Below are 22,811 nucleotides of genomic sequence, written 5' to 3' on the forward strand. Positions count from 1 at the left end.
TTAGTGGGAAATGGGCTAAACTAGACAATAACCGGTAGCTAAAAGCTACAACAATATGGAGTGATTATATGAGTAAAGCTAAAGGTGGCACAGGAAGAGGTACAGATAAGAAGGGCTGGAATCGTTGGAAAGCTGGTGCCAAAAAAGCCAAAAGTGCCAAACCATATATAAGCAAAGGTGTTAAGAAACGCGGTTCTGCACAGACTGCAAACAATAATAAGGGTGAATAACAACTGCTAATCTAGCGTATCATCTTATATTAACAAAAAAAGACCGAGTAAGGTCTTTTTTTGTTTTCAAGCATTAACGGGCAGTCTCCCCATTGATTGAAGTTTCACTTTATATAAGATGATACTGTTTTCGAATGATATCCATCACAGTAGCCAAAATCTCAATATCCTGTTGATTCTTCATTAATAGAATTCCGCCTTCAATCATGGCAACGATGGCTTGGGCACTTTTTGTACAATTTATTGTCGGATCTAATTGATTTTCCTCGACCATTTCGGTTAAGGAAGCTGCTACCTCAGAAATCCACTTGTTAAAAAATTCTTTAATTTTAACTCGGAATGTTTCATCGTGCTCGCTCATCTCAATCGCTAAATTACCCACAGCACAGCCAAGTTTACTTTTCGTTTCAGTATGAGAAGCAAGATTCCAATCAAGCATTTTGTTTAATCTTTTTTTAGCTTCTTCCTTTGACTGAAAGATCTCCTTAATCAACTGTTGATCTAGATCTTGAACTAGGTCTTCTACAACAGCTAGTCCAAGATCATATTTCGAAGTAAAATAATGATAAAATTGCCCTTTGCCGATAGAGGCTGCATTGAGAATATCAGATATCGAAGTTGCTTGGTATCCTTTAGAATGAATAATCCCTCTTGCGATTGTAATAATTTCTTGCTTTTTAGACATATATTCACACCTTTTTAGCTGTTTAATCTTAGATGATGTGCTTCACTATTTAATTCAATTATTCTCCATAGCTTTGAATTAAATTGGCGATATGAGCATACGCTCCACCTGCAAGCAAAGCAGATGTAACGAGTACTGCCTCAGATAATTCTTCTTGAGTGGCGCCAAGTTTTTCTGCATTTTTAGCATGAACATCAATACAATATGGACATTGTGTCGCATGTGCAACAGCTACAGCAATAATTTCTTTAAATTTTGCACTAAGCTTGCCTTCTTTCATTGCTGTTGCGCTAAATTTGGAGTACGCTTTAAAACCTTCAGGAGCCCCTTTTTGCAATTGACCCAGCTTTTTAAGATTTGACCGATTATATAAAGAATCAGGAGCTTCTTTACTTAAAGCATTTTCAATATGCGTGCTATGTGTCACTGCACCTCCAGCTTCTATACCCGATACTACAAATACAGCTTCAACTAGTTCTTCCAGTGTTATACCTACGGCTTTGGCTTTTTTCGTATGAATATCGATACAATACGGGCATTCTGTTACATGGGCAATCGCAACTGCGATGATTTCCTTTTCCTTAATTGAAAGGGCCCCTTCTTGAAAGACCGTATTGTTAAATTCTGAAAAGGCCTGTAATTGTTCAGGAGCTAAATCTTTTACTTGATTTAAGTTTCTTAAATTTTCTTTTTGATAAAAATTCATGTTTAACATCCTCCCTATTTTATACCTACCATTCGGTACAAATTTAGTGTAACATGGTTAGCGATCTACGACAAACAATTTTATCCAACTAACCGGTGTAACAGGCTGTAATATCCCCACCTCAATTTTGTTTAGAGAATCAAGGTAAGATAGTTGAGGATAAACAGCCTGTAAATCCCCATTCGGTGAGATACAGTGAAACTTACCTTTGTGGTTTTCAAAGGTTTAGTTGAGGCCCACAGGATGTGGGTCACATAGACGATGCCGCAGGACGCTGCGTACTTAGTCTGTGATTCATTGAATCGGGTTCGTAGTGTCGCTTTATCGAAGATTTAGCAACAGTAGAACGAGACTAACCATCAGCGGGGAATGAAAAATCCCCACTGATGGAAGTTTCACTTTAATTTAACGAGAAAAATTTTGTCAAAATAGCGAAACCTTTTGCTTGTCTATACGTACATATAGGAAAATGTATGAGGAGGAGTCTCCATGGTATTGTTCACTCGCCTGCTTTTGTTCGCTTTGATTATGTTTCTCATCTATACCGTGATTAAATATATCGTTAGTCCAAAGCGAAAATTGGAGCTCGCACAGGAACATAGTAAATTTTTCTTTCTCGATGATCCGAACAACATCCAAAAAAACTTTGTCGTGACGTATAAAGGAGTTCTTTTTGAAGGTGAAAAATATCTTGGGACAACTGCCCAAGCCTTTGAAGTCATTTCAATTTTCATCTGGCCGAGAAATACGAGCTTATTAAAAGGAATGGAACGCAAGGATTTTCAATTTATTGAGTCAGAGGTTAAAAAACGATACCCACAGGCGATTATTGATTGGAAAAGCCCGATCAAAGAATTTTTGGAATAAACTAGAATCACTATCAAAACACATGGCATTTTACCAAAAAAATTCAAGAGAATTTACTCCCAATCCAACGGTGAAAAAGGTTCAGGTTCTTTAAACTGTATCACCTTATAAAGGTGGTGGTGCGGAGCAGATTTTGCGAAGCCCCGCCCCTTTTCCGCAGAAAATCGCTATTTGTTTTTTTATTAGCAAACGTATCGCTATATCTCTATTATTATTCTAAAATGGTGTATTCAAAACTCAGCAACCTATGCTAGGCTATGTTTAACGGATTTAATGACCGTAATTTGAATAATAAATATTAGGTGAATACTTATGCCATTAACTTTTGCTCATCCAGCAGCTGTACTGCCTTTCTCAAGAAAAAGCAACTATATTCATTTTTCAGCCATGGTTTTAGGTAGTATGGCTCCTGATTTTGAATACTTTTTAAGAGGGCAGCCTTCTGGGGAAATTGGCCATACCTTTTTTGGCTTTCTTTATTTTAATCTCCCATTGGTTACCATCATTTACATGATCTATCATTTCTTTATACACCAAATCTTAGTTACTCATTTGCCCAGTTTTCTACAAGATTCGTATACGAAAAAATCTGATGCTAGTCAGCCATTGAAGATCATCGTTTTTTGTTATTCGGCGTTGTTTGGCATGCTCACTCACGTCATATGGGATTCATTCACTCACATGAATGGATATATGGTGATGAATTTCCCGATATTTAATTACATGTTTAGTGTCTATGGGTTAGACATACCTTTATATAAATTTTTACAACATGGCAGTACATTATTTGGAATCATGATGATCATTGGTTATTTATATTTCAGAGCCTCTTCTCAAAATAAGCAGAGAAATCTTTCCGGGTATCCAAAACAAAAATTCATTTTTTGGTCGACTATCTTCCTTCTCACCATATTATCTGTTACCCTATGGTTTCTCATCGATTGCGTTTCGATTAGGAGTTACGGCATAATTGTTGTCAGAATAATTGATTCAGCCCTGATAAGTTTATTCCTTATTTCTTTGTTTTTTAAATATAGACACCTTAAAGCAAATCAAGTCTAAAAAGGGTCAGATCCGGTTTTTGAGGGGTTCTGACCCTTTCGCTATGAGAAACCTTAGAGAAATTGATTAACAGCGTAAACAATTATCCAAAGTACTTCCCCTATTTCAGCTTGGCAGCTTAAGTTGCCATGAAACACCAAATTTATCGACAATCCAACCAAATTTTTTACTAAATGAATAATCACCTCATGGCATTAGAACGCCACCGCCTTGAGTTAAATTCTCATAAAGTCGATCGATTTCTTCTTCTGTATCACATGTGATATATAATGAAATAGAAGGAGTAAACGTAAATAAAATAACACTATCAATACATGAATTCTTGTTCCTTTATCGTAAAAGTAGCTTTCATGACACTGCCTTCTTTACCCGCTTCGTTTACACCATAGCGAGATATACTCGTTATTTCAGACTGCTCGAATAAAGTCGTATAATAATTCATCGCTTCTTCTGCCATACCTTCGAATATTAAAAATGGCTTAACCTTTTCCTTAATGAACGACTCCTTGCTTTATTAGTTATTATAAGAACAGTTTTATTTTACTACATTTTCATAATTTATTATGTCAAAAATATCCAACTTCAGAACGCAAAAAAATAAGCGTTGGGAGTCCCAAAGCTCATTTTTTCGAAGTATTATTGTACAATCAACAAAGACATCTCATAGAATCTGTCACTTTTAGTTTCCTACTTGAAAAAACTCCTGCCACTTAATCACTGTTTGTTTTTCTCTCATTAAATAGACTAATAACGTGAATGAACATAGGATAATGACAATGAGTGTCGGACTAAATGCACGGATATAATGACCGAACACCGTATAAAAAAAGGCGAGTGGGATATTGGTTGTAAAGGAGGCGGAAGTATACGCTCTCCATCCTTTTTTCAATTCCATTAAGCATAGAGATAGCATGTGATAATGGACAAAAGGGATAAGACGAAGTACAGTGATTTGTTTAACATTAAGTTTCCTTTGACCAAACAGTTTATTTTTCATTTTAAACAAGCGTGCCGTCAACTTCGGAACTTTGCGACTAACTCCATAAAAGACAAGACTAGATAACGTGAGACCAATGATCGAATAAATCGTCCCGGCAAGTGGACCGAATAATAACCCTCCCGTCATACAAATGACTGCTACTGGGATAAATAATACTTGCCTTGCCACATGAAATAAAATAAAGATTAATGGCGCAAACATCATCCCTGACTGAATAATACTCACGAGCATAACGAGTTCTTGATTCATAATGGGTGTCCCCCCTCTGCTGCTTCGCCCTGCTCTTTCAAGCATATACGTTTACCCTGCGACATATGACAATTTATCACACAGCTTTAGAAAGCTTTAAAACCAATGGCACTATCTTAAAATCCAGTAAGCAATCATCCACAGTTGAATAATCATTAAAATCGGAAATCCCCGTTTAAAAGAAACATGGTTCGTTTTATGGCGGAAATGCTTCATCCCTATGTAACCTCCTGTTGCGCCGCCAAAGAAAGCTAACAACCATAACGTTCGTTCACTGATACGATACTCATGGTTTCGAGCTTTTTTCTTGTCACTCCCCATTGTTGTATATGCTGCCACATTGATTGCCAACAAATAAATGATAAGTAGTGCTATCCCCATTCCAGTTCCCTCCTCTAAAATAAAAGCCACTCTCGAAGTTCGAGAATGGCTGATTTAGATCAAATTGATCTTATTTGTTTAAATGTTGTTTTGCAGCGTCTGCAAATTGAGCAAATGCTTTTTCGTCAGCAACAGCTAGGTCAGCAAGCATTTTGCGGTTTACTTCGATACCAGCAAGCTTAAGACCGTGCATTAAACGGCTGTAAGAAAGACCGTTGATGCGAGCAGCAGCGTTGATACGTGTGATCCATAGTCTACGGAAATCACGTTTTTTGTTACGACGGTCACGGAAAGCATAGTTCCCTGATTTCATAACTTGTTGATTAGCTACTTTGAACAAAATATGTTTTGCGCCATAGTAACCTTTAGCTAATTTTATTACCTTTTTACGACGTTTGCGAGTAACAGTACCGCCTTTTACACGTGGCATGTTATTTCCCTCCTATTTAACTCGATAAATCGAACTTATTTAATGTTGTCTAGCATATGACGAATACGTTTGAAGTCACCTTTACTTACAAGGCTAGCTTTGCGTAGTTTACGTTTAGCTTTAGTAGATTTGTTAGCAAATAAATGGCTTGTGTAAGCGTGTGAACGCTTAAGTTTGCCGGATCCTGTTTTCTTAAAACGCTTTGCAGATCCGCGGTGAGTTTTCATTTTAGGCATAAGGTATTCCTCCTCATTACAGTTACTTTTCGATTTTTGGTGCTAAAACTAAGAACATGCTTCGTCCGTCCATTTTCGGATGCGATTCAATTGTAGCCACTTCTTTGCAAGCTGCAGAGAAACGATCCAATACACGTTGACCAATTTCCTTATGGGTAATTGCGCGCCCTTTAAAACGGATAGAGGCTTTTACTTTATCGCCTTTTTCAAGGAATTTAATTGCATTGCGAAGCTTTGTGTTAAAATCATGTTCATCAATCGTTGGGCTCAGACGAACCTCTTTCAAGTTGATGACTTTTTGATTTTTACGAGCTTCTTTTTCTTTCTTTTGTTGCTCGAAGCGGTGTTTTCCGTAGTCCATAATTCGGGCTACCGGAGGCTTTGCATTCGCAGCAACTAATACTAAATCAAGATTTACACGAGCGGCAATTTCCATCGCTTCGAATTTTGTTTTAATTCCAAGCTGCTCTCCGTTTTGGTCGATAAGTCGAACTTCACGGGCGCGGATGCCCTCATTTACCATCGCGTCTTTACTAATAGTTAGCCACCTCCAAGGATATTTAGCGAATACAATCGTTTGGGCTAAAAGAAAGAATGCACACGTTTTAGTCGATCCTTTCACCCCATGATTTGTACTTGCTTTATTGAACAAACAAAAAAGTGCGGATGCAAAACACCCACACTGATAGACTAAGTTGAATAAATCCAAATAATCAAATCATGACCTACCGACAGCATAATGCGTCAATCAGGTGAGAAGCGGGTGCTTCTTCTTTTACTCAAACAAGTATTCAAATTACCTTAGAAAATATAACATAAACACTGATGATTTGTCAAATGCTTAAATTGTTTTTCAACAACAAAAATTATCTTATCAAATTCCCAATAAGTTTGCAATACATTTCTTTGAAATAATTTTGGAATAAAAGTCCTCTTCCCGCTAGTGGGGTTTATTAACCTTCTCAGCTTTTTTCTTATCTATCGATTCCCACGTAAAGAAAGCAAGCCAAAATAGCATGACTGGAATAATCGCCCACTGCCGATAATCCGGAAGCAACAACAAAATTAACGTTGCAAGGAATGTAGGGCCAAAAAGGGTAGTGAATTTTTTCTTTTGATTCACAAAAAACACATCTCCTTGTAAATCTGATCGTAATCTCCATAATAGTCCATAAATGGTGGCTACACAAATTATCTGTTTCAATCAGGCCAGAGAGCTGGTACTCATCCAAAGTGAAACTTCAATAAGTCGGGTTTTTACTGCCCGTTAATGCGGGATAAAAGGGTCTGCCCCCACATTACTGTATAGCATACGAGGTCAGACCCTTCTATTTAGCGGTTTATTTCGGCTTTAATAGCTATTACAAAATCTTCGAATGAAACCGTTTCGGATTTTTGTTCACCGTATTTGCGAACGTTTACGCTGCCTTCTTTGGCTTCGTTATCCCCAACAACGAGCATATATGGTATTTTTTGCATTTGGGCTTCACGAATTTTGTAGCCAATTTTCTCATCACGTACATCAAGATTGACGCGAATTCCTGCTGCTTTTAGCTTCGCCTGAATTTCTTTTGCATAATCAAGATGAACATCAGGAGAAACCGGGATGACTTGAGCTTGAACGGGCGCTAGCCATGTTGGGAAAGCTCCTTTATATTCTTCGATCAAGAACGCAACAAAGCGTTCCATTGTAGAAACGACACCACGGTGAATAACAACTGGACGATGTTGTTTGCCATCTTCACCGACATAGTTTAAATCAAATCGTTCTGGTAATAAGAAGTCTAATTGAACAGTTGACAATGTTTCATCTTTACCTAATGCAGTACGAACTTGAACATCAAGCTTTGGACCGTAGAACGCCGCTTCGCCTTCTGCTTCGTAATAATTTAGACCAAGATCATCCATCGCTTCTTTCAACATACTTTGTGCTTTTTCCCACATCGCATCGTCATCAAAGTACTTCTCTGTATCTTGTGGATCACGATATGAAAGACGGAAGGAATAATCGTTCAGATTAAAGTCTTTGTACACTTCAAGAATTAAGTTAACGACACGTTTAAATTCATCTTTAATTTGATCAGGACGAACGAAAATATGCGCATCATTTAAAGTCATTCCCCGAACACGTTGCAATCCTGATAGAGCCCCAGACATTTCATAACGGTGCTGTGTACCAAGCTCAGCAATTCTGATCGGAAGTTCGCGATAGCTGTGTATGCTATTTTTATAAATCATCATGTGGTGCGGACAGTTCATCGGACGCAAAACAAGCTGTTCATTATCCATATCCATAACAGGGAACATGTCTTCTTGGTAGTGTTCCCAGTGTCCAGACGTTTTGTATAGATCAACACTACCCATCACCGGAGTGTATACATGATCATACCCAAGACTTGCTTCTTTATCGACAATATATCTTTCGATCACTCGACGGATCGTAGCACCTTTTGGAAGCCATAATGGTAATCCTTGTCCAACCAATTGGTTACTAGTGAAGAGACTCAACTCTTTGCCGATTTTACGGTGATCACGTTCTTTTGCTTCTTCAAGCAAACGCATGTGTTCAGCAAGGTCTTCTTTTTTGAAGAAAGCTGTTCCGTAAATACGTTGAAGCATTTTGTTGTCGCTGTTTCCTCGCCAATAAGCGCCTGCAATACTTAATAATTTGAATTCTTTAATCTTTCCTGTTGACGGTACATGAATTCCTCGGCATAAATCGAAGAAATCACCTTGCTCATAAATGGTTACTTGTTGATCAGCTGGAATAGCATCAATCAACTCCAATTTATACTCGTCACCAATTTCTTTAAAACGTGAAATAGCCTCATCACGACTTACTTCAACGCGAGTGACTTCAAGATTTTCATTAACGATTTTCTTCATTTCTTTTTCAATTAACGGCAAGTCTTCTGGTGTTAATGATTCTTCAAGATCAACATCATAGTAGAATCCACCTTCGATAACTGGACCAACACCGAATTTAGCATTTTTGTATAAACGTTTAATCGCCTGCGCCATTAAGTGAGCTGTACTGTGACGAAGAACTTCTAGCGCTTCCTCACTGTCTTGAGTAATAATCGCAATCGAACCATCTGCTTCAATTGGACGTTTCAAGTCATACATTTCACCATTATATTTGCCTGCGATTGCTTTTTTTCTTAACCCCGGGCTGATGGATGCTGCGATATCATCTGTTGTTGTACCTTTGGCAAACTCCTTCATCGCGCCGTCTGGGAAAGTAATTTTCACTAATTCTGACATACTCGTTCACTCCTTAAGTTTGTTCGTAATCTTGCGTAAAACACAAAAAGCCCGCCCCTGTATAAAAACAGGGACGAGCTTATATATTCATTAACCCGCGGTTCCACCCTTGTTTCACTTTGCTTATTCCCACAAAGTGACACTCGTAGCTTGGTAACGGCAGCTTCCCGGCAGTTAATAGTTGCGTTTACACACGTTCCTAACTGAAGTTTAGAGGTGGTAAGTGTTCTGTTCGTGCTGGGAAGCTCTCAGCTTTGCATTCCCTCTCTGATAACCGAAATATAAGAATACCCATGTCCTCATCATGACTTTTCATTATTATAAATGTAAGTATGTAGGAAATTATATCGGGTTATTCATAGAAAATCAAGGACTGCTAGAAATAAATTCAGGAAGTTTCTTAAGTTTAGCTAAGAGTACTACTGAAGGATTGCACTGGCCGAATAATGGTCCGTTCTTCAAACACACGACGAATCGTTTGAATAAGCCCATCTTCCGCATCATCGGTATAAACATATAATCGTTCTGGTGCAATCGAAATAAGCGGTGCAAGTGCTGTCGAGTCAATATAAATCGGGTACCCTCCCAATAGCCTTCGATCCATCATTCTCGTGAAGTCGTCCTTTTCCAACCTCTGATAAGATTCATCAAAAAAAGCAAAGTTTTCTTGATGCACTAAATGGACCGTTTGTAATTGAGACTGACGTTTATTAAGGAAGTCACGTAGTGTAGCAATAAAATTTTGATAATCTTGTTCAAGTTTATACTCATCAATCGCAAGACCGGCATAATGCTCCAAAGATTCAAAAAAACCCTTTAATCGAAACGTCGCAATCGATTCAAATGAAAAAGATTTCGCTTCGGTTAGTACATCCTGAATAGATTCGGCAATCGCTGCTTTTGCCTCTTTAAATCCAGCACTTGAACCGACCTTCATCTCGCCTTCAACAATCGAAGCGGCAATGTCGAGAATTGCATCCACTTCGTCCTGTTCCTCAAATAAAAACTTCTCGCGAATTGTATGCTCAAGACCATCCCTCACCTTTTCCTCTACTAAAAACGTGTAAAACACATCACTTAATAACCGGTGAACATCATCCAAATGCCGCTCTTCTACCGTAATGATGATTCCTTCTTCCGAAACAAATTGTATATATGAATGCAGTTCTGCCCCTAAAGGGTGGACAGATACGAATTGGAGCCATTTACATGCCTCTGTATCATTTTGAAAATAAATATGTACCAACGATACCCCCCCTATACGAAACGATTTGTTTCTATGTATATGGGATAAGCCCTTTTTTTAGAAGTGAACTAGAAGGAAAAACAGGGGAATTTGCATACAAAACCCGAATGGCATGAAAACACCACTATTATGTAGCACGCTACACCTGCCTCATCACAATGGTGGGCGGTGAGGAGCCGGATTTTGGAGTACTTTCTTCATAAAGTAAGTCTACCTGCAAAGTAGATTGTTTACATTAGTAAGTCAGGAATCCCCGTCTCGATGTCCTCATTCAAAAAAGAGGTCGCCCCAAAAGATGACCTAAAGTTCTATACCCGTTCTTTGCCACATTAACATGCAGTAAAACCCACTGATTGAAGTTTCACTTTATCATGCATGTATACGTCAAATAAACGATAGATAGAAGATTTTAGGTCTAACTCTTTTGTATAGGACAACCTCTTACACGAAATCAATGTCTTCTGTTTTTACCTTTTAATAAAAATGGTTCTGCTAAATATTTAATTCGTTCCATGACCCTAGCTGCTTTGACTTCTTCCTTCTCACCTCGTTGTGAGAACGTAAGATGTGTCTGCATCTCCACAAAGTTAAAGTTAGATGTAAAAAAGGTCGGCAAGTTCTCGAGCATTCTAAATTGTAAAATAGGACCGATTACCTCATCTCTTCCCCAGCTTGTCATGGACTCGGAGCCAATATCATCAAACATAAGGACTGGCGCTTTTTTGGCCATGTCGATCTTGTCATTAAACGTATTGTCCGTAAATGATCCTTTCAATTCTCTTAGAAAATCTGGAACATAAATAAGTAATGAAGAAATCTCCTTCTTAGCGAGTTCATTTGCAATCGCACCAAGAAGATACGTTTTTCCAACTCCGAATTCTCCGTACAAATACAAACTTTTCTGCTTCTCCCCCGGCTTATAATCCATAATAAAAGCCATCGCTTTTTCCACTGCATCAATTCTATTCTCAGAAGCATCGCTACGATAAAAATCTTCCATTGTTGCCGCAAGAATATCTTTCGGTACATAGAAGCTTTGAATCAGCTTCTCTAGTTTCCGTTTTTTATCATCCATGACCTTACTCGGACAATCCTCATAATTCAAATCAATCATATTTCGCCGAATAACAAGCTTCGGATGGAAGCCTTGCAATAAATTTACACACTCACCTAAGCTTGGGCACTTTTGACACTGCTTACTTTGGGAGGTAAACTCATACAGTTTCATCAAGCTCTTATCTAGCATTTCCTCGGTAATCTGCGAGCTGTTTTCATTCAAAAATAGACGGATCTGCTCATCATTAAGCACTTCTTTTTTCAAGTCTTCATATTGCTTTCGAAATTTATTAGTATTGGTTACCTTGTTAAAGGCATTGTTAATCCGTTCCATGCATACCTCACCCCCTGTCTTTCAAAATTCCTAATGACTCTTCAATCTTGCGTAGTCGTTCCGCCGATTGCTCATTCAATTTAGTGGTTGTCTTTCCTTCTTTTTCACTGTCTTTCTCTTTATTCAACCACTCAGGCACAACTTCCGTTCGAACCGCTTTTCTTGTTGCTGTTTTGCCTTCTTTTTTCGTTTTGGCCCATTCTTGGTATTGACGATGTTCATTTTTAGCAAGTTCCATCGCCGCCTTGACGGTTATCACATTTTTCCTTGTCCAATGTGAAGCAATTTTTTCCATATAGGCTTTCGTTAGCTTCATATCTGTCTTTAGCATCACATATTCAATTAAGACATTTACAACACCAGGGTTTAATTTTTGATTAAAAAGAATTCCCTCAATAATTTGCAAATCAGCCTTTGTCGGTTCTGCCCCACCAGAAAGCTGCCTGAGTCGCTCTCTTGGTGAAATCATTTCAAGATGTCTTATATATTCTTCTTCCTTTGTTTTCGGCTCACTTGATTGAGTTCGATCCCGTTCAGGCTGTACGCGGTCCATTAAAGTTGGCAATTGATTTTGCGACTCGATTTGATACCAATCACGCGCAGATTTCCGCAATGTTTCAATATCAATTTCATTGTTGATATCAGCAGCACTAATGACGAGTTTTTGCATATCTAATACATCAATCCCATATAGAAACGAAAGCTTGGCAATCGTATCTTGAACATTGGGCGTGAAAGCTTTACGGGTGATTTGAGATGGTTTTACCCCAGAATACAATAAATCGAAATTAAAGTCTTCCTTAAAACCTTCAAGTTCTTTGCCATCCTGTCGACCTATAAAACGCTTCTCTTGTTCAAGATTTAATTCTTCTTCTCCTTCATCTGACACATACAGAGATGTCTGTTGATCGGACGCAAAAATATCGGTAAAGCTCTTCGTTACTTGTACATATTCATTGGTTGGTATCGCGCCATCACTAAAGAAATTTTTCAAACGATTGAAATGGACCTTGCCAATTTTTTTAAACAAATATACATTCAACATCCCATCATTGAAAAATTGCTTCGGTGTTAAAGGCGGATTCAACTCATAGATAAATTGTTTTCCTTCTTCTGTTTTTTTGCGGTATACATTCAAAAGACCGATACCTTCTAATTTATTTCTTGCCACATAAATTTCATTTAAATTCAAGCCCATTGTGTTCATTAAGTTGTAATGCAAGGAAGATTGAGACCAAAGTCGATTTTCTTCCAATTCACTACACAATGTCATATATAAACTAGTGCAGATCGGACCGATAAGCGGTTGATACAGCAACGTCATTACTTTACGATCATAATCGTGAAGCAACCCTGTCGATGAAACGGTATATCGATCAACAGGAAGTAATTCCTGCCAAGTGTTAGACATCTTCCTTCAGACCTTTCTTAAAAAAACCTTTATAGCATTAACAGTCCGCCAATTACCATGAAGGATAAATCATGTAGCACGCTACAATCGCCTCATTACAATAGCGGCGGTACGGAACCATTTTTCGAGGGGCCAATTAGTAAGTCACGAAGCCCCGTTCTCATACCCTTCATAACCCAAAAGTTAATATACTCAGTTTATACTGCGTACAATAGACATCAAATCTTATAAAAAGGCTGTTTTCACATACTTTGTTGCTTTTCAATCATTTTTACACTAATAACCCGGGTTGATTTCCGTTGTAGAGGCGGTCTCAGAAGCCTCCTCAGTGCTTTGCACTTGCGGGGTCTCCCTCAACACGCTTTTCCCGCAGGGGTCTCGCACCTTCCACTACAATCAACATCTGTTCGAATTGGTTTCTTGCTAAAAACAACAATCTTTACGAAAAGAGCCTATAAAAAAACGGATGTATGTTGAATGAATGTGCTCAGTTTTTGACGGAATACAGAATAGTAATGTACCATTCTGTCGCATAAATCACAATACTAGATCGTTCATACAGCACTCGCATTTCTATACCTGAAGTACCCACTACTGTTGTGAGGGTCACTTTATCCCGCATTAACGGGTAGTCCCTCCCCCACCTCAAAATCGACGAAGCGTAGGTAGGGGATAACTGCCTAATCTAGTTGCGTCTCCTAGCCCTACTTAAGATCCAAACTACGCCACGCCGTGTTCCATCTTATGCTTGTGGACTATCACAGGTCTTATGCGATCTTAGGTGACGTTCCCACATCAGTCGCCTCGCTTTTTGACGCAAAAGCCCGATTGGTGAGATACAGTGAAACTCGCCTTTTTGGTTTTCTAAAGTATAGTTGAGGCCCACAGGCTGTGGGTACTCAGACGAAGACATGAGCACGCGGCGTACTTAGTCTGAGTTCGTTGAATCGGATTCGTACTGTCGATTGATCGAAGCAGTAGCGAAGATCATAGCGACAGTAGAAAGGGATTCAGAAGAAACCCCCTATTGATATAAGGTTCACTTTATATCGATAGTGAAAAAAGAGCCAAAGTTAATAGCCCTTTAGCTCTGATTCCGCTCTTTATCTATTAAGTCTTTTAACTCATCAATAAATACATTGATGTCTTTGAATTGGCGATACACAGAAGCAAAGCGGACATAGGCCACTTCATCAACAGTCGCAAGCTTATTCATGACCATTTCACCAACTAAATCACTTTTCACTTCAGAAGCGGCTTCATTTCTTAGTTCCTTTTCAATCGTGCTCGTAATGTCTTCTAATTCTTTGAGCGGTACAGGGCGTTTCTCACAAGCCCTAATTAAACCACGAAGAATTTTGTCAGGACTGAATTCTTCACGCGTACCGTCTTTCTTCACAACGATGAGCGGAGTTTCCTCCACTTTTTCGAATGTTGTAAACCGATAGCTACATTTCTCACATTCACGTCTGCGGCGAATTGAACGGCTTTCATCGACTGGTCGGGAGTCAAGCACTCTAGTCCCATTATATTGGCATGATGGACATTTCACAGTTAATCAGCTCCGTATTATGTAGTATTCCCGATAAAGTGCAACCATTCCCACTGAGGGTCAGCCCACCATTCAGCGATTTACAGGCTGTTTATCCCCAACCTATTTTTGTTGATTCTCTCACAAGTATTACTGCTAGGAAAAAATCGGGATAAAAACGTCGTTTCCCAAAATTATGTTTCATCCCACATTTGCAGGCAGCAAGACACCCAGTAATAGATGTACTCACTTTTTAATATATCCATCTTATATAAATCTCCCTACTAGCACAAGAGTATTCGTTCAAACTCATGCCCCACTATTTGGTACGAATGGAAGGAAGCTTTTGATCAAGAGTTTCATACGCAGCAAGGATTTGTTTTTTTAATAACTTATTAATTCCAATCGGAGACCATTTTTCTGTGGATACAGTAAAATCAACAGCAGTTTCTAAAGGCCTAACGGTAATAATCGTAATGATGATGTCCAAAGCCGGTGATTGTTTGGAATGGACAAAAATCTCCCCGTGCTCTTTTGAAACCGACTTGATCTCATATTGTTGCTTATTGCCAAAAATCTCTTCAATAACACGTATTGTCTGTTCAAAATTACTTTTATAATAACGAGTTTTCAGTTCTGCATCATGATGATGTTCACTTGATTCACATTGCTGACTAAATCGATTCGTAAACGTTTTCAACCAACCCATACTCTAAATCATCCTCATATCTCTTTTTACCTTATATTATACACGACTTAACAGTAAAACTCATTGAAAACTAATACCTCATCTGAACAAATACACAAACTTCTTTAATAAAACAAATTATCATATAATCAAAAAAGAGATGCATCATTTGCACCTCTTGTACTAGCCAAAATTATATAGCACTTACTTCGCTTTTTTTCACTGAAACAGGACCCATACCTCGCGGAAGCTCCATGTTTTCGCGAATTTCTGCATTCAACGCGTCTGCAATATAATTAGCAGCAACATTCGGATTTAAATCTCCGCATGTATACACATCAATGCTAGCATATCCGTGTTCCGGAAAACTATGAATAGTTAAGTGTGACTCAGATATAATGACAACCCCGCTAACTCCCTGCGGTGCGAATTTATGAAACGCTACCTCACGTACCTCAGCACCTGATTTTAACGCAGCATCCACAAAAACTCTTTCAATATAATCCATATCATTTAGTTTTTCAAAGTCACAGCCCCAAAGCTCAGAAATTACATGTCTACCCATTGTTTCCATCTACTATTCCCCCTTTACATGATTAAGAATTCTGTAGAATACTATTCTACCAATAACTACCACGGGGGAAAGTTAGTCCAAAGAGGTCCTAACCCTTTAAGTAGCCATTATGGACTCTTATTCAAGAAGTTCACGATTGTTAGTATACTTTGTTTCAAAAAAATTTGCAACAGCGTTTTTTTATTTTATTTAAAAATTTAAATTACGTGAAGGCTTATATGCCATTCTTTCTAACAATATTAAACTTCAAATTTTCAAAAATAAAAAAGTGCCTTCATAATTTGAGGGCACTGAAAAGTCCGTTCAAACGAATAGCCTACTGCATTTAGCATTTTCTCTATTTCATTATTTATACTAGACTGTTTTCGTCTACTTTGTGAAAATAAATTATATTTACACTACTATCCTGGGTTGATTTCCGTAACAGATACTCGCTTTCCACGGGCGGTCTCAGGAGCCTCGTATATTAACTACAATCAACACTTGCTAAAAACAACAATCTTTACGAAAAGAGCCGTAGACAAAAATTTACTTATCACTTCATTTAACTATGCACCATCACTTTTGAAAGGCTTTTCATTTTTGTACCTACTAATTTCACAAGGTCTACGACACGTTTCGAATATCCCCATTCGTTGTCATACCATGCTAGTACTTTAATTTTTCGTTGACCAATAACCATCGTTGATAAACCATCAATCGTTGCCGATTGTGGACTTGTATTAAAATCTATCGATACAAGTGGCTCCATTGAAATTTCTAAAATCCCTGCAAAAGCACCTTCTGAAGCTTTACGGAAGGCATCATTTACTTCTTCCACAGTTACATCACATCGAACGTCTACAACAAGGTCTACAAGCGACACGTTCGGCGTTGGTACCCGGAGCGCCATACCATGTATTTTCCCAGTTAATTGCGGTAACACGAGCGATAATGCCTTTGCCGCTCCAGTGCTTGTTGGAATAATACTTTGTCCACAAGCGCGAGCACGTCTTAAATCCTTATGTGGATTATCGAGATTCTTTTGATCATTTGTGTAGGCATGGACAGTTGTCATCAACCCATTTTCAATACCGAACTGTTCATCCAAAATTTTCGCAACAGGTGCAAGACAATTGGTCGTACAAGAAGCATTTGATATAACAAAATGATGATTAACATCAAGTATATCTTCATTAACACCCATGACGATCGTGACGTCTTCATTTTTTCCTGGGGCTGTTAAGACAACTTTTTTTGCACCTGCTTCAATATGAAGAGCTGCTTTCTCACGGTGATTAAATTTCCCAGTTGCCTCAATCACGATATCAACATCTAATTCTTTCCACGGAAGCAGCTTCGGATCACGATTATTTAGCAATTGAACTCGACGACCATTTACTATAATGGCATCCTGCTCTGCAAAAACATCCCCTTCGAATTTCCCATGAATTGTATCATATTTAATTAAATGTGCTAACGTTTCAGCTGGATAACTTGCATTAATTGCTGTTACAACGAGATCATTATCTACAATAGCCTGACGAAAAACCATTCTCCCTATTCTTCCAAAACCGTTAATCGCGATTCTTGTGCTCATAATTTCAAACCCCCTTGAATTAATGTTATACTTTTTTATCATAATTTTAAAATTAGTATAACATATTTAAATTGAAAGCGTTAATAAAATACAAGATTCTCTAATATTTTTTTCCTCATCATCAAAAATCATATTTCACCAGCTAAGGGCTATACTATATTAGTCATCTTCTCATTCCTTATTCTGATGAATAATTACCCGCCAAAACCCAAAAATCATCTTAAAATTGGATTTTATTCAAAAAAAAAGAAGCTTATTTTAAGCTTCTATAACTTCCCACTCAACCAAAACTTGCTTTACTTGTTTCTGTGCTTCTAGAAGTGATCCATTATTATTAATTACGACATCAGCCAGTTCTTTCTTTTCAGCTAACGGCATTTGCGAATCAATTCTAGCTTTAGCGTCTGCCTCGCTTAAACCATTGCGTTTCATTAAACGTTCGAGTTGGATCTGCTCATCCACATAGATTAAAATCGTTTTATCTACCATATGTGTTAAATTACTTTCAAACAAAAGAGGAATATCCATGAATATGACCTGCTCCCCTAAATCAAACGCCGTTTCTTTTTGCTTTAGCATTCTTTTTCTTACAGCTGGGTGAACAATGTTATTAAGCTGCAATCTCTTCTTTTCGTCATGAAAAATAATACCGCCAAGTTTCGCGCGATCTATTGAAGTATCTGGTAGAAGTAGCTCGTTGCCAAATACCTGGATAATTTCTTGATAAGCATCTTGCCCCGGTTCGACCACTTCTCTTGCCGCAATGTCTGCATCAATAATTGTAAAACCTAGCTCTTCCTGAATAAATTGGCTAATACTGCTTTTGCCACTTGCAATACCGCCCGTAATTCCAATTACCTGTCGCATGCCCAACCCCTATTTCTACAATATTAATTTACAAAGACCAATAATAATTAATAAGACTCCTGGTAAGTAGGATAAATGCTGCATAACTTTATTTGACGATAGTAATTTACCACTTTGCAAGCCGCTCCATAAAAATAAAGAACTCATTAATGCGATGCAAATCGAAAGAATGAATGGAGAAACGCCAAGCATTGCCGCGCCAATACCCGCCCCAAATGCATCAAGAGAGAGGGCAAAGCCTAAGACTATTGCTTCTACACCTGTAATCGTACCTGATTTATCAAAATCGGCATTCATCGGTTTTTGTAAAATATTAATCGCTACTCCTAATGATTTGATTTCAAAATTAAAAAGTATTTTCTCAGTATCAATTGTTTGCTCTTCTTCTACCCGCCTTTTTGAACGAAAATACTGAAATAAAATCCAACTTCCAAGTAGGACTAAGATGATCCCACCCGTTTTAGCTGCTGCTTCTACAGAGATAAACCTCATAATAAAATCACCAATAATCATCGCCATGCCGACGCTTAATGCTGAACAACTCGCTATAACGGCAATGGATTTAAACGGAATGCTCATTTTCCTCATACCAAAGGTCATACCAACACCAAAACCATCCATGCTTACCGCAAAGGCAAGAATTATTAATTGTAGCCACATCGAAACGTATGCCCCTTCCATTCAAGTTGCTAGGATAGTATATGGATGGGGCATATCCGATGTGTGTTTACCTAGATAAATTAATTCGAACGAAGCGGCTGGCATGTAGGACAAATATGAGTACCTCTGCCACCTACTTTATATTTTTCAAGCGTGGTATTACATCGTTTGCACGCTTTTCCTTTTCGATCGTACACGAATAAATCAAGCTGAAACATGCCGATTTGACCTTGTGAATTAATGTACGAACGAATCGTACTCCCGCCTTTATTAACAGCCTCTGATAAAGTAGCAATAATTTCGTGATGCAGACGAGCTATTTCTTCTTCTGATAATGATGAAGCAATTCGCTCCGGATGAATTCCTGCGCGGAATAATGACTCGTCCACGTATATATTGCCAATGCCAACTACAACGGTTTGATCTAGTAAAACCATTTTGATTTTACGATTCGTTTTTCGAAGCTTTTCGGTAAGTCCATCGATCGTGAATTCACGAGACAACGGTTCTGGACCTAATTGTACAAGTGGAAGTTGATTCATTTCCTCGCCTTTTGCAAACAAATGCATCGTGCCGAATTTCCGAACATCCTGATAGCGAAGTTCCGTGCCATCCGTGAAGGAAAAAAGCACATGTGTATGTTTATCATATGGCACTTCTTTCTCGTAGACACCATATTTCCCTTCCATTCTTAAATGAGATACCATCGCATAATCGTCAAGCTGAAAAATAAGAAATTTCCCACGACGATGGATTTCATGAATCTTTTGTCCTTGAAGTGCATCTGTAAATTGCTCGACTTGCTCGGGAGCCTTAATGATTTTCGGCCAAAATACCGACACCTCTCGGATCTCCTTACCAATGACAAGTGCCTCTAATGTGCGCCTAACCGTTTCAACCTCCGGAAGTTCCGGCATCACTTCTCCCCCTTTTCAATTGTTTGTTTGCTAAACCAATTTAGCTTTTTCATAGGAAATAACGAACTTAGTTTACACGACTTATAGCAACCACTTCCGCTTTTCTTATTATTTCGCATCAAACCATGTCGGACCATAAGAGTAGTCTACTTTTAACGGAACATTCAGCTCAATCGCACGTTCCATTTCTTCTGGGACAATCTTCATTAGGATGTCAATTTCTTCAGGCGGCGCTTCGAAGATTAGTTCATCGTGTACTTGTAGCAGCATGTTTGTTTTTAGATTTTCCCGTTCAATTCGTTCCGCCATATTAATCATCGCAAGCTTAATAATATCAGCAGCGCTCCCTTGAATCGGCGTATTCATTGCCGTCCGTTCTGCAAAGCTTCTTATATTAAAGTTTTTGCTCGTAATTTCTGGAATGTAGCGACGGCGGTTTAAAAGCGTATTAACATACCCTTTTTGATTCGCTTCAAATATGCTTTCATGCATATATTCCTGCACCCCTGGAAAACTCTTTAAATACTTCTCAATAAACACTCCCGCTTCTTTTCGGGTAATCCCTAGGCTTTGAGACAAACCATAGTCACTAATTCCATAGACGATACCAAAATTAACGGCTTTTGCTTGACGACGCATATTTGAAGTTACTTCATCTTTTCCAACATGAAACACATCCATAGCAGTTTTCGTATGAATATCCATATCAGAACGGAACGCTTCGATCATCGCTTGATCATTGGCAATATGCGCAAGTACCCGCAATTCAATCTGCGAATAATCAGCGGCAAAAATAAGCCAGTCTTTTTTTGAAGGAATAAACGCTTGTCTAATTTTCCTACCCTCTTCTAATCGAATCGGGATATTTTGCAAATTAGGATCTGTTGAGCTTAGTCTCCCTGTTTGGGTTAATGCTTGATTGAATCTTGTATGAACTTTGTCGAGCTCTGAAAAACCGACTACCTTTAACAAACCTTCAACATAGGTTGATTGTAACTTAGCAAGCTGACGGTAATGTAAAATTTCACGAACGATTTCATGCTTATTTTCCAGTTTTTCCAAAACATCCGCTGAAGTTGAATAACCCGTTTTCGTTTTCTTCATCACTGGCAATTGCAGCTTTTCAAATAAGATTACGCCAAGCTGTTTAGGCGAATTAATATTGAAAGCCTCACCAGCTAAACTAAAAATCTTCCCCTCAATAGCTTGTAAACGTTGTGACAACTCTTGTCCCATATCCATTAGGCGTTTGACATCGACCTTTATCCCTTGTAATTCCATCTTGGCAAGAATGATTGAGAGCGGCAATTCTAAATCAGTTAATAAGGCATATTGCTCGTTTTCCTCAAGGTCGGCAATCATTTCATCCTTTAATGTCAAAATTGACCTTGCTTTCCTCCCGATAAAATCAGCCAAGGCATCTTGGTTAGGGATCGAACGTTTTGCCCCTTTCCCATAAAAAACTTCATCAGACAAAAGCATGGGGCGCTTTTGAACTTTTGCAATAGCTGCAACATCTTCAACCGATTCTTGGGGGTTAAGTACATAACTTGCTAAATATAAATCAAAATCAATTCCTTTTAATTCAATCCCTCTTCTACTTAGCGAAACAATCGAGCGTTTTGCATCATAAACGAATTTCTTATACGATTCATTTTCGGCCCAGCTTTTAAAAATTTCTGAGTGGGTGACCGCATCACCATGTATATAAAAATTTCCCTTTTCATTCGCAAGACTAATACCGATAATATCTCCACGATGATAATTATCATCGAGAATTTCGATATATAGAGCTGTTTCAGCAGTCAACATTTCTTCTTTAATCTCTGTGATCAACTCTATATCCATTTCTTCTTGAACAATCTCTTCAGCAGGATCTGCAACATCTAATTTTTCAAGCAATGTATTAAATCCGAGCTCTTTATAAATCGTCACGATTTTTTCCTCGTTCATGCCATTGAAAATTGTATCGTTTAATTGGATTTCAATTGGGGCTTCACGAGTAATCGTAGCAAGCTCCTTACTTAAAACAGCAAGCTCTTTATGGTCTTCAATTTTTTCTTTTAGTTTCTTCCCACTAACCTCATCAATTGATTCCAGCAGATTTTCAACTGTTTGAAATTGATGAAGCAATTTTAGCGCCGTTTTTTCGCCAACACCAGGAATTCCAGGTATGTTATCAGAAGCGTCTCCCATTAACCCTTTCATATCAATAATCTGAGCAGGTGTAAGGCCATATTTTTCTTGAATATGCGCCGGCGTGTATTCTTCAATATCGGTAATGCCCTTTTTCGTAATGCCGACCGTTGTGGCTGACGAAGATAATTGAGTTAAATCTTTATCTCCAGAGATAATCTTAATTTCGTAGTTTTCTTTTTCAGCAAAAAGTGATAATGTACCGATTATATCGTCCGCTTCATAATTCGGAAGCTCATAACGTGATATTCCATATGCGTCGAGAAGCTCTCGAATAAACGGAAATTGCTCAGACAACTCGGGTGGCGTTTTCTGGCGCCCACCTTTATATTCTTTATAAGATGCGTGGCGGAAAGTTGTTTTCCCAGCATCGAATGCTACAAGTACATGCGTTGGCTTTTCTTCTTCCAAAATCTTATTTAACATCATCGTAAATCCATAGATTGCATTCGTATGGACCCCTTTATCATTATTCAGCAGCGGCAAGGCAAAAAAAGCACGATACGCAATACTGTTTCCATCAATAAGCACTAATTTATTACTCAAGCTCGTATCCTCCTTTTTTCAAAAATATTGGATTTATAAACAGTTTATCGTATATTTTCTTGTTTTTTGTATGAAGGACATGGGAAGGGCTTCGCA

At 38.3% G+C, this 22,811-nt stretch carries 23 protein-coding genes, 1 pseudogene and 1 other annotated feature; of the genes and pseudogenes, 3 read left to right on the plus strand and 21 right to left on the minus strand.

The window, feature by feature from the left end:
• Positions 1-68 precede the first annotated feature (68 nt).
• The gene (locus tag HNP81_RS05385; protein WP_084552364.1) at positions 69-230 is read left to right on the plus strand and encodes a DUF3934 domain-containing protein; all 162 of its coding nucleotides are present in this window, start codon (positions 69-71) and stop codon (positions 228-230) included.
• A 109-nt stretch (positions 231-339) separates the two neighbouring features.
• On the opposite strand, the gene HNP81_RS05390 is transcribed toward HNP81_RS05385, so the two are convergent.
• Entirely contained in the window at positions 340-915 is a 576-nt protein-coding gene (locus HNP81_RS05390) for a TetR/AcrR family transcriptional regulator (RefSeq protein ID WP_028392181.1), read from the minus strand.
• 58 nt (positions 916-973) lie between these two features.
• Positions 974-1,621 carry a carboxymuconolactone decarboxylase family protein gene (locus tag HNP81_RS05395; RefSeq protein ID WP_028392182.1) on the minus strand — a complete coding sequence of 216 codons (648 nt, stop codon included), beginning with the start codon at positions 1,619-1,621 and terminating at the stop codon, positions 974-976.
• A gap of 489 nt (positions 1,622-2,110) precedes the next feature.
• Between HNP81_RS05395 and HNP81_RS05400 the strand changes: the two genes are divergently transcribed.
• Both HNP81_RS05400 and HNP81_RS05405 read left to right on the plus strand, forming a co-directional pair.
• On the plus strand, positions 2,111-2,488 hold the full coding sequence (locus HNP81_RS05400; protein ID WP_182501837.1) for a sigma-w pathway protein ysdB: 378 nt from the start codon (positions 2,111-2,113) through the stop codon (positions 2,486-2,488).
• Between the two features lie 312 nt (positions 2,489-2,800).
• A complete protein-coding gene (locus HNP81_RS05405; RefSeq protein ID WP_182501838.1) occupies positions 2,801-3,550 on the plus strand; it encodes a DUF4184 family protein in 750 nt (249 codons plus the stop codon).
• 105 nt (positions 3,551-3,655) lie between these two features.
• On the opposite strand, the pseudogene HNP81_RS05410 reads toward HNP81_RS05405, so the two are convergent.
• From HNP81_RS05410 to polA, 19 genes and pseudogenes are all read right to left on the minus strand, one after another.
• Positions 3,656-4,007, minus strand: a pseudogene (locus HNP81_RS05410) (VOC family protein).
• Positions 4,008-4,229: 222 nt separating this feature from the next.
• Positions 4,230-4,799, minus strand: a complete 570-nt coding sequence (locus HNP81_RS05415; RefSeq protein WP_182501839.1) for a TVP38/TMEM64 family protein — start codon at positions 4,797-4,799, stop codon at positions 4,230-4,232.
• A 111-nt stretch (positions 4,800-4,910) separates the two neighbouring features.
• Positions 4,911-5,180 carry a DUF1294 domain-containing protein gene (locus tag HNP81_RS05420; protein ID WP_182501840.1) on the minus strand — a complete coding sequence of 90 codons (270 nt, stop codon included), beginning with the start codon at positions 5,178-5,180 and terminating at the stop codon, positions 4,911-4,913.
• A gap of 70 nt (positions 5,181-5,250) precedes the next feature.
• Complete coding sequence (gene rplT / locus HNP81_RS05425; RefSeq protein ID WP_028392187.1) at positions 5,251-5,610, minus strand: 50S ribosomal protein L20; 360 nt, start codon at positions 5,608-5,610, stop codon at positions 5,251-5,253.
• A gap of 35 nt (positions 5,611-5,645) precedes the next feature.
• The gene (rpmI, locus tag HNP81_RS05430) at positions 5,646-5,846 is read right to left on the minus strand and encodes a 50S ribosomal protein L35 (RefSeq protein ID WP_028392188.1); all 201 of its coding nucleotides are present in this window, start codon (positions 5,844-5,846) and stop codon (positions 5,646-5,648) included.
• Positions 5,847-5,868: 22 nt separating this feature from the next.
• The gene (infC, locus tag HNP81_RS05435) at positions 5,869-6,369 is read right to left on the minus strand and encodes a translation initiation factor IF-3 (RefSeq protein WP_028392189.1); all 501 of its coding nucleotides are present in this window, start codon (positions 6,367-6,369) and stop codon (positions 5,869-5,871) included.
• A gap of 125 nt (positions 6,370-6,494) precedes the next feature.
• Positions 6,495-6,627, minus strand: a sequence feature (ribosomal protein L20 leader region).
• A 159-nt stretch (positions 6,628-6,786) separates the two neighbouring features.
• Entirely contained in the window at positions 6,787-6,969 is a 183-nt protein-coding gene (locus HNP81_RS05440; RefSeq protein ID WP_028392190.1) for a hypothetical protein, read from the minus strand.
• A 209-nt stretch (positions 6,970-7,178) separates the two neighbouring features.
• Complete coding sequence (gene thrS, locus HNP81_RS05445) at positions 7,179-9,110, minus strand: threonine--tRNA ligase (protein WP_028392191.1); 1,932 nt, start codon at positions 9,108-9,110, stop codon at positions 7,179-7,181.
• 406 nt (positions 9,111-9,516) lie between these two features.
• Positions 9,517-10,356 carry a putative sporulation protein YtxC gene (gene ytxC / locus HNP81_RS05450; RefSeq protein ID WP_051404969.1) on the minus strand — a complete coding sequence of 280 codons (840 nt, stop codon included), beginning with the start codon at positions 10,354-10,356 and terminating at the stop codon, positions 9,517-9,519.
• A 451-nt stretch (positions 10,357-10,807) separates the two neighbouring features.
• Positions 10,808-11,746, minus strand: a complete 939-nt coding sequence (gene dnaI, locus HNP81_RS05455; protein ID WP_182501841.1) for a primosomal protein DnaI — start codon at positions 11,744-11,746, stop codon at positions 10,808-10,810.
• 7 nt (positions 11,747-11,753) lie between these two features.
• The gene (locus HNP81_RS05460; protein ID WP_182501842.1) at positions 11,754-13,157 is read right to left on the minus strand and encodes a replication initiation and membrane attachment family protein; all 1,404 of its coding nucleotides are present in this window, start codon (positions 13,155-13,157) and stop codon (positions 11,754-11,756) included.
• Positions 13,158-14,241: 1,084 nt separating this feature from the next.
• On the minus strand, positions 14,242-14,709 hold the full coding sequence (nrdR, locus tag HNP81_RS05465; RefSeq protein WP_028392194.1) for a transcriptional regulator NrdR: 468 nt from the start codon (positions 14,707-14,709) through the stop codon (positions 14,242-14,244).
• Positions 14,710-15,007: 298 nt separating this feature from the next.
• Positions 15,008-15,397 carry a hypothetical protein gene (locus tag HNP81_RS05470; protein ID WP_028392195.1) on the minus strand — a complete coding sequence of 130 codons (390 nt, stop codon included), beginning with the start codon at positions 15,395-15,397 and terminating at the stop codon, positions 15,008-15,010.
• 172 nt (positions 15,398-15,569) lie between these two features.
• Positions 15,570-15,950, minus strand: coding sequence for an adenosylmethionine decarboxylase (gene speD / locus HNP81_RS05475; protein ID WP_028392196.1), 381 nt, complete (start codon positions 15,948-15,950; stop codon positions 15,570-15,572).
• A 544-nt stretch (positions 15,951-16,494) separates the two neighbouring features.
• Positions 16,495-17,529 carry a glyceraldehyde-3-phosphate dehydrogenase gene (locus HNP81_RS05480; protein WP_028392197.1) on the minus strand — a complete coding sequence of 345 codons (1,035 nt, stop codon included), beginning with the start codon at positions 17,527-17,529 and terminating at the stop codon, positions 16,495-16,497.
• A 258-nt stretch (positions 17,530-17,787) separates the two neighbouring features.
• A complete protein-coding gene (gene coaE, locus HNP81_RS05485; RefSeq protein WP_028392198.1) occupies positions 17,788-18,396 on the minus strand; it encodes a dephospho-CoA kinase in 609 nt (202 codons plus the stop codon).
• 15 nt (positions 18,397-18,411) lie between these two features.
• Positions 18,412-19,056: a sporulation membrane protein YtaF gene (gene ytaF, locus HNP81_RS05490; protein WP_034301224.1), complete on the minus strand. Its 645-nt coding sequence runs from the start codon at positions 19,054-19,056 to the stop codon at positions 18,412-18,414.
• An 80-nt stretch (positions 19,057-19,136) separates the two neighbouring features.
• On the minus strand, positions 19,137-19,973 hold the full coding sequence (gene mutM / locus HNP81_RS05495) for a DNA-formamidopyrimidine glycosylase (RefSeq protein WP_182501843.1): 837 nt from the start codon (positions 19,971-19,973) through the stop codon (positions 19,137-19,139).
• Positions 19,974-20,081: 108 nt separating this feature from the next.
• Entirely contained in the window at positions 20,082-22,715 is a 2,634-nt protein-coding gene (gene polA / locus HNP81_RS05500) for a DNA polymerase I (RefSeq protein WP_182501844.1), read from the minus strand.
• Between the last annotated feature and the right edge of the window lie 96 nt (positions 22,716-22,811).

The sequence above is a fragment of the Peribacillus huizhouensis genome (assembly GCF_014138605.1).
GTDB classification, from domain to species: Bacteria; Bacillota; Bacilli; order Bacillales; family DSM-1321; genus Peribacillus; species Peribacillus huizhouensis.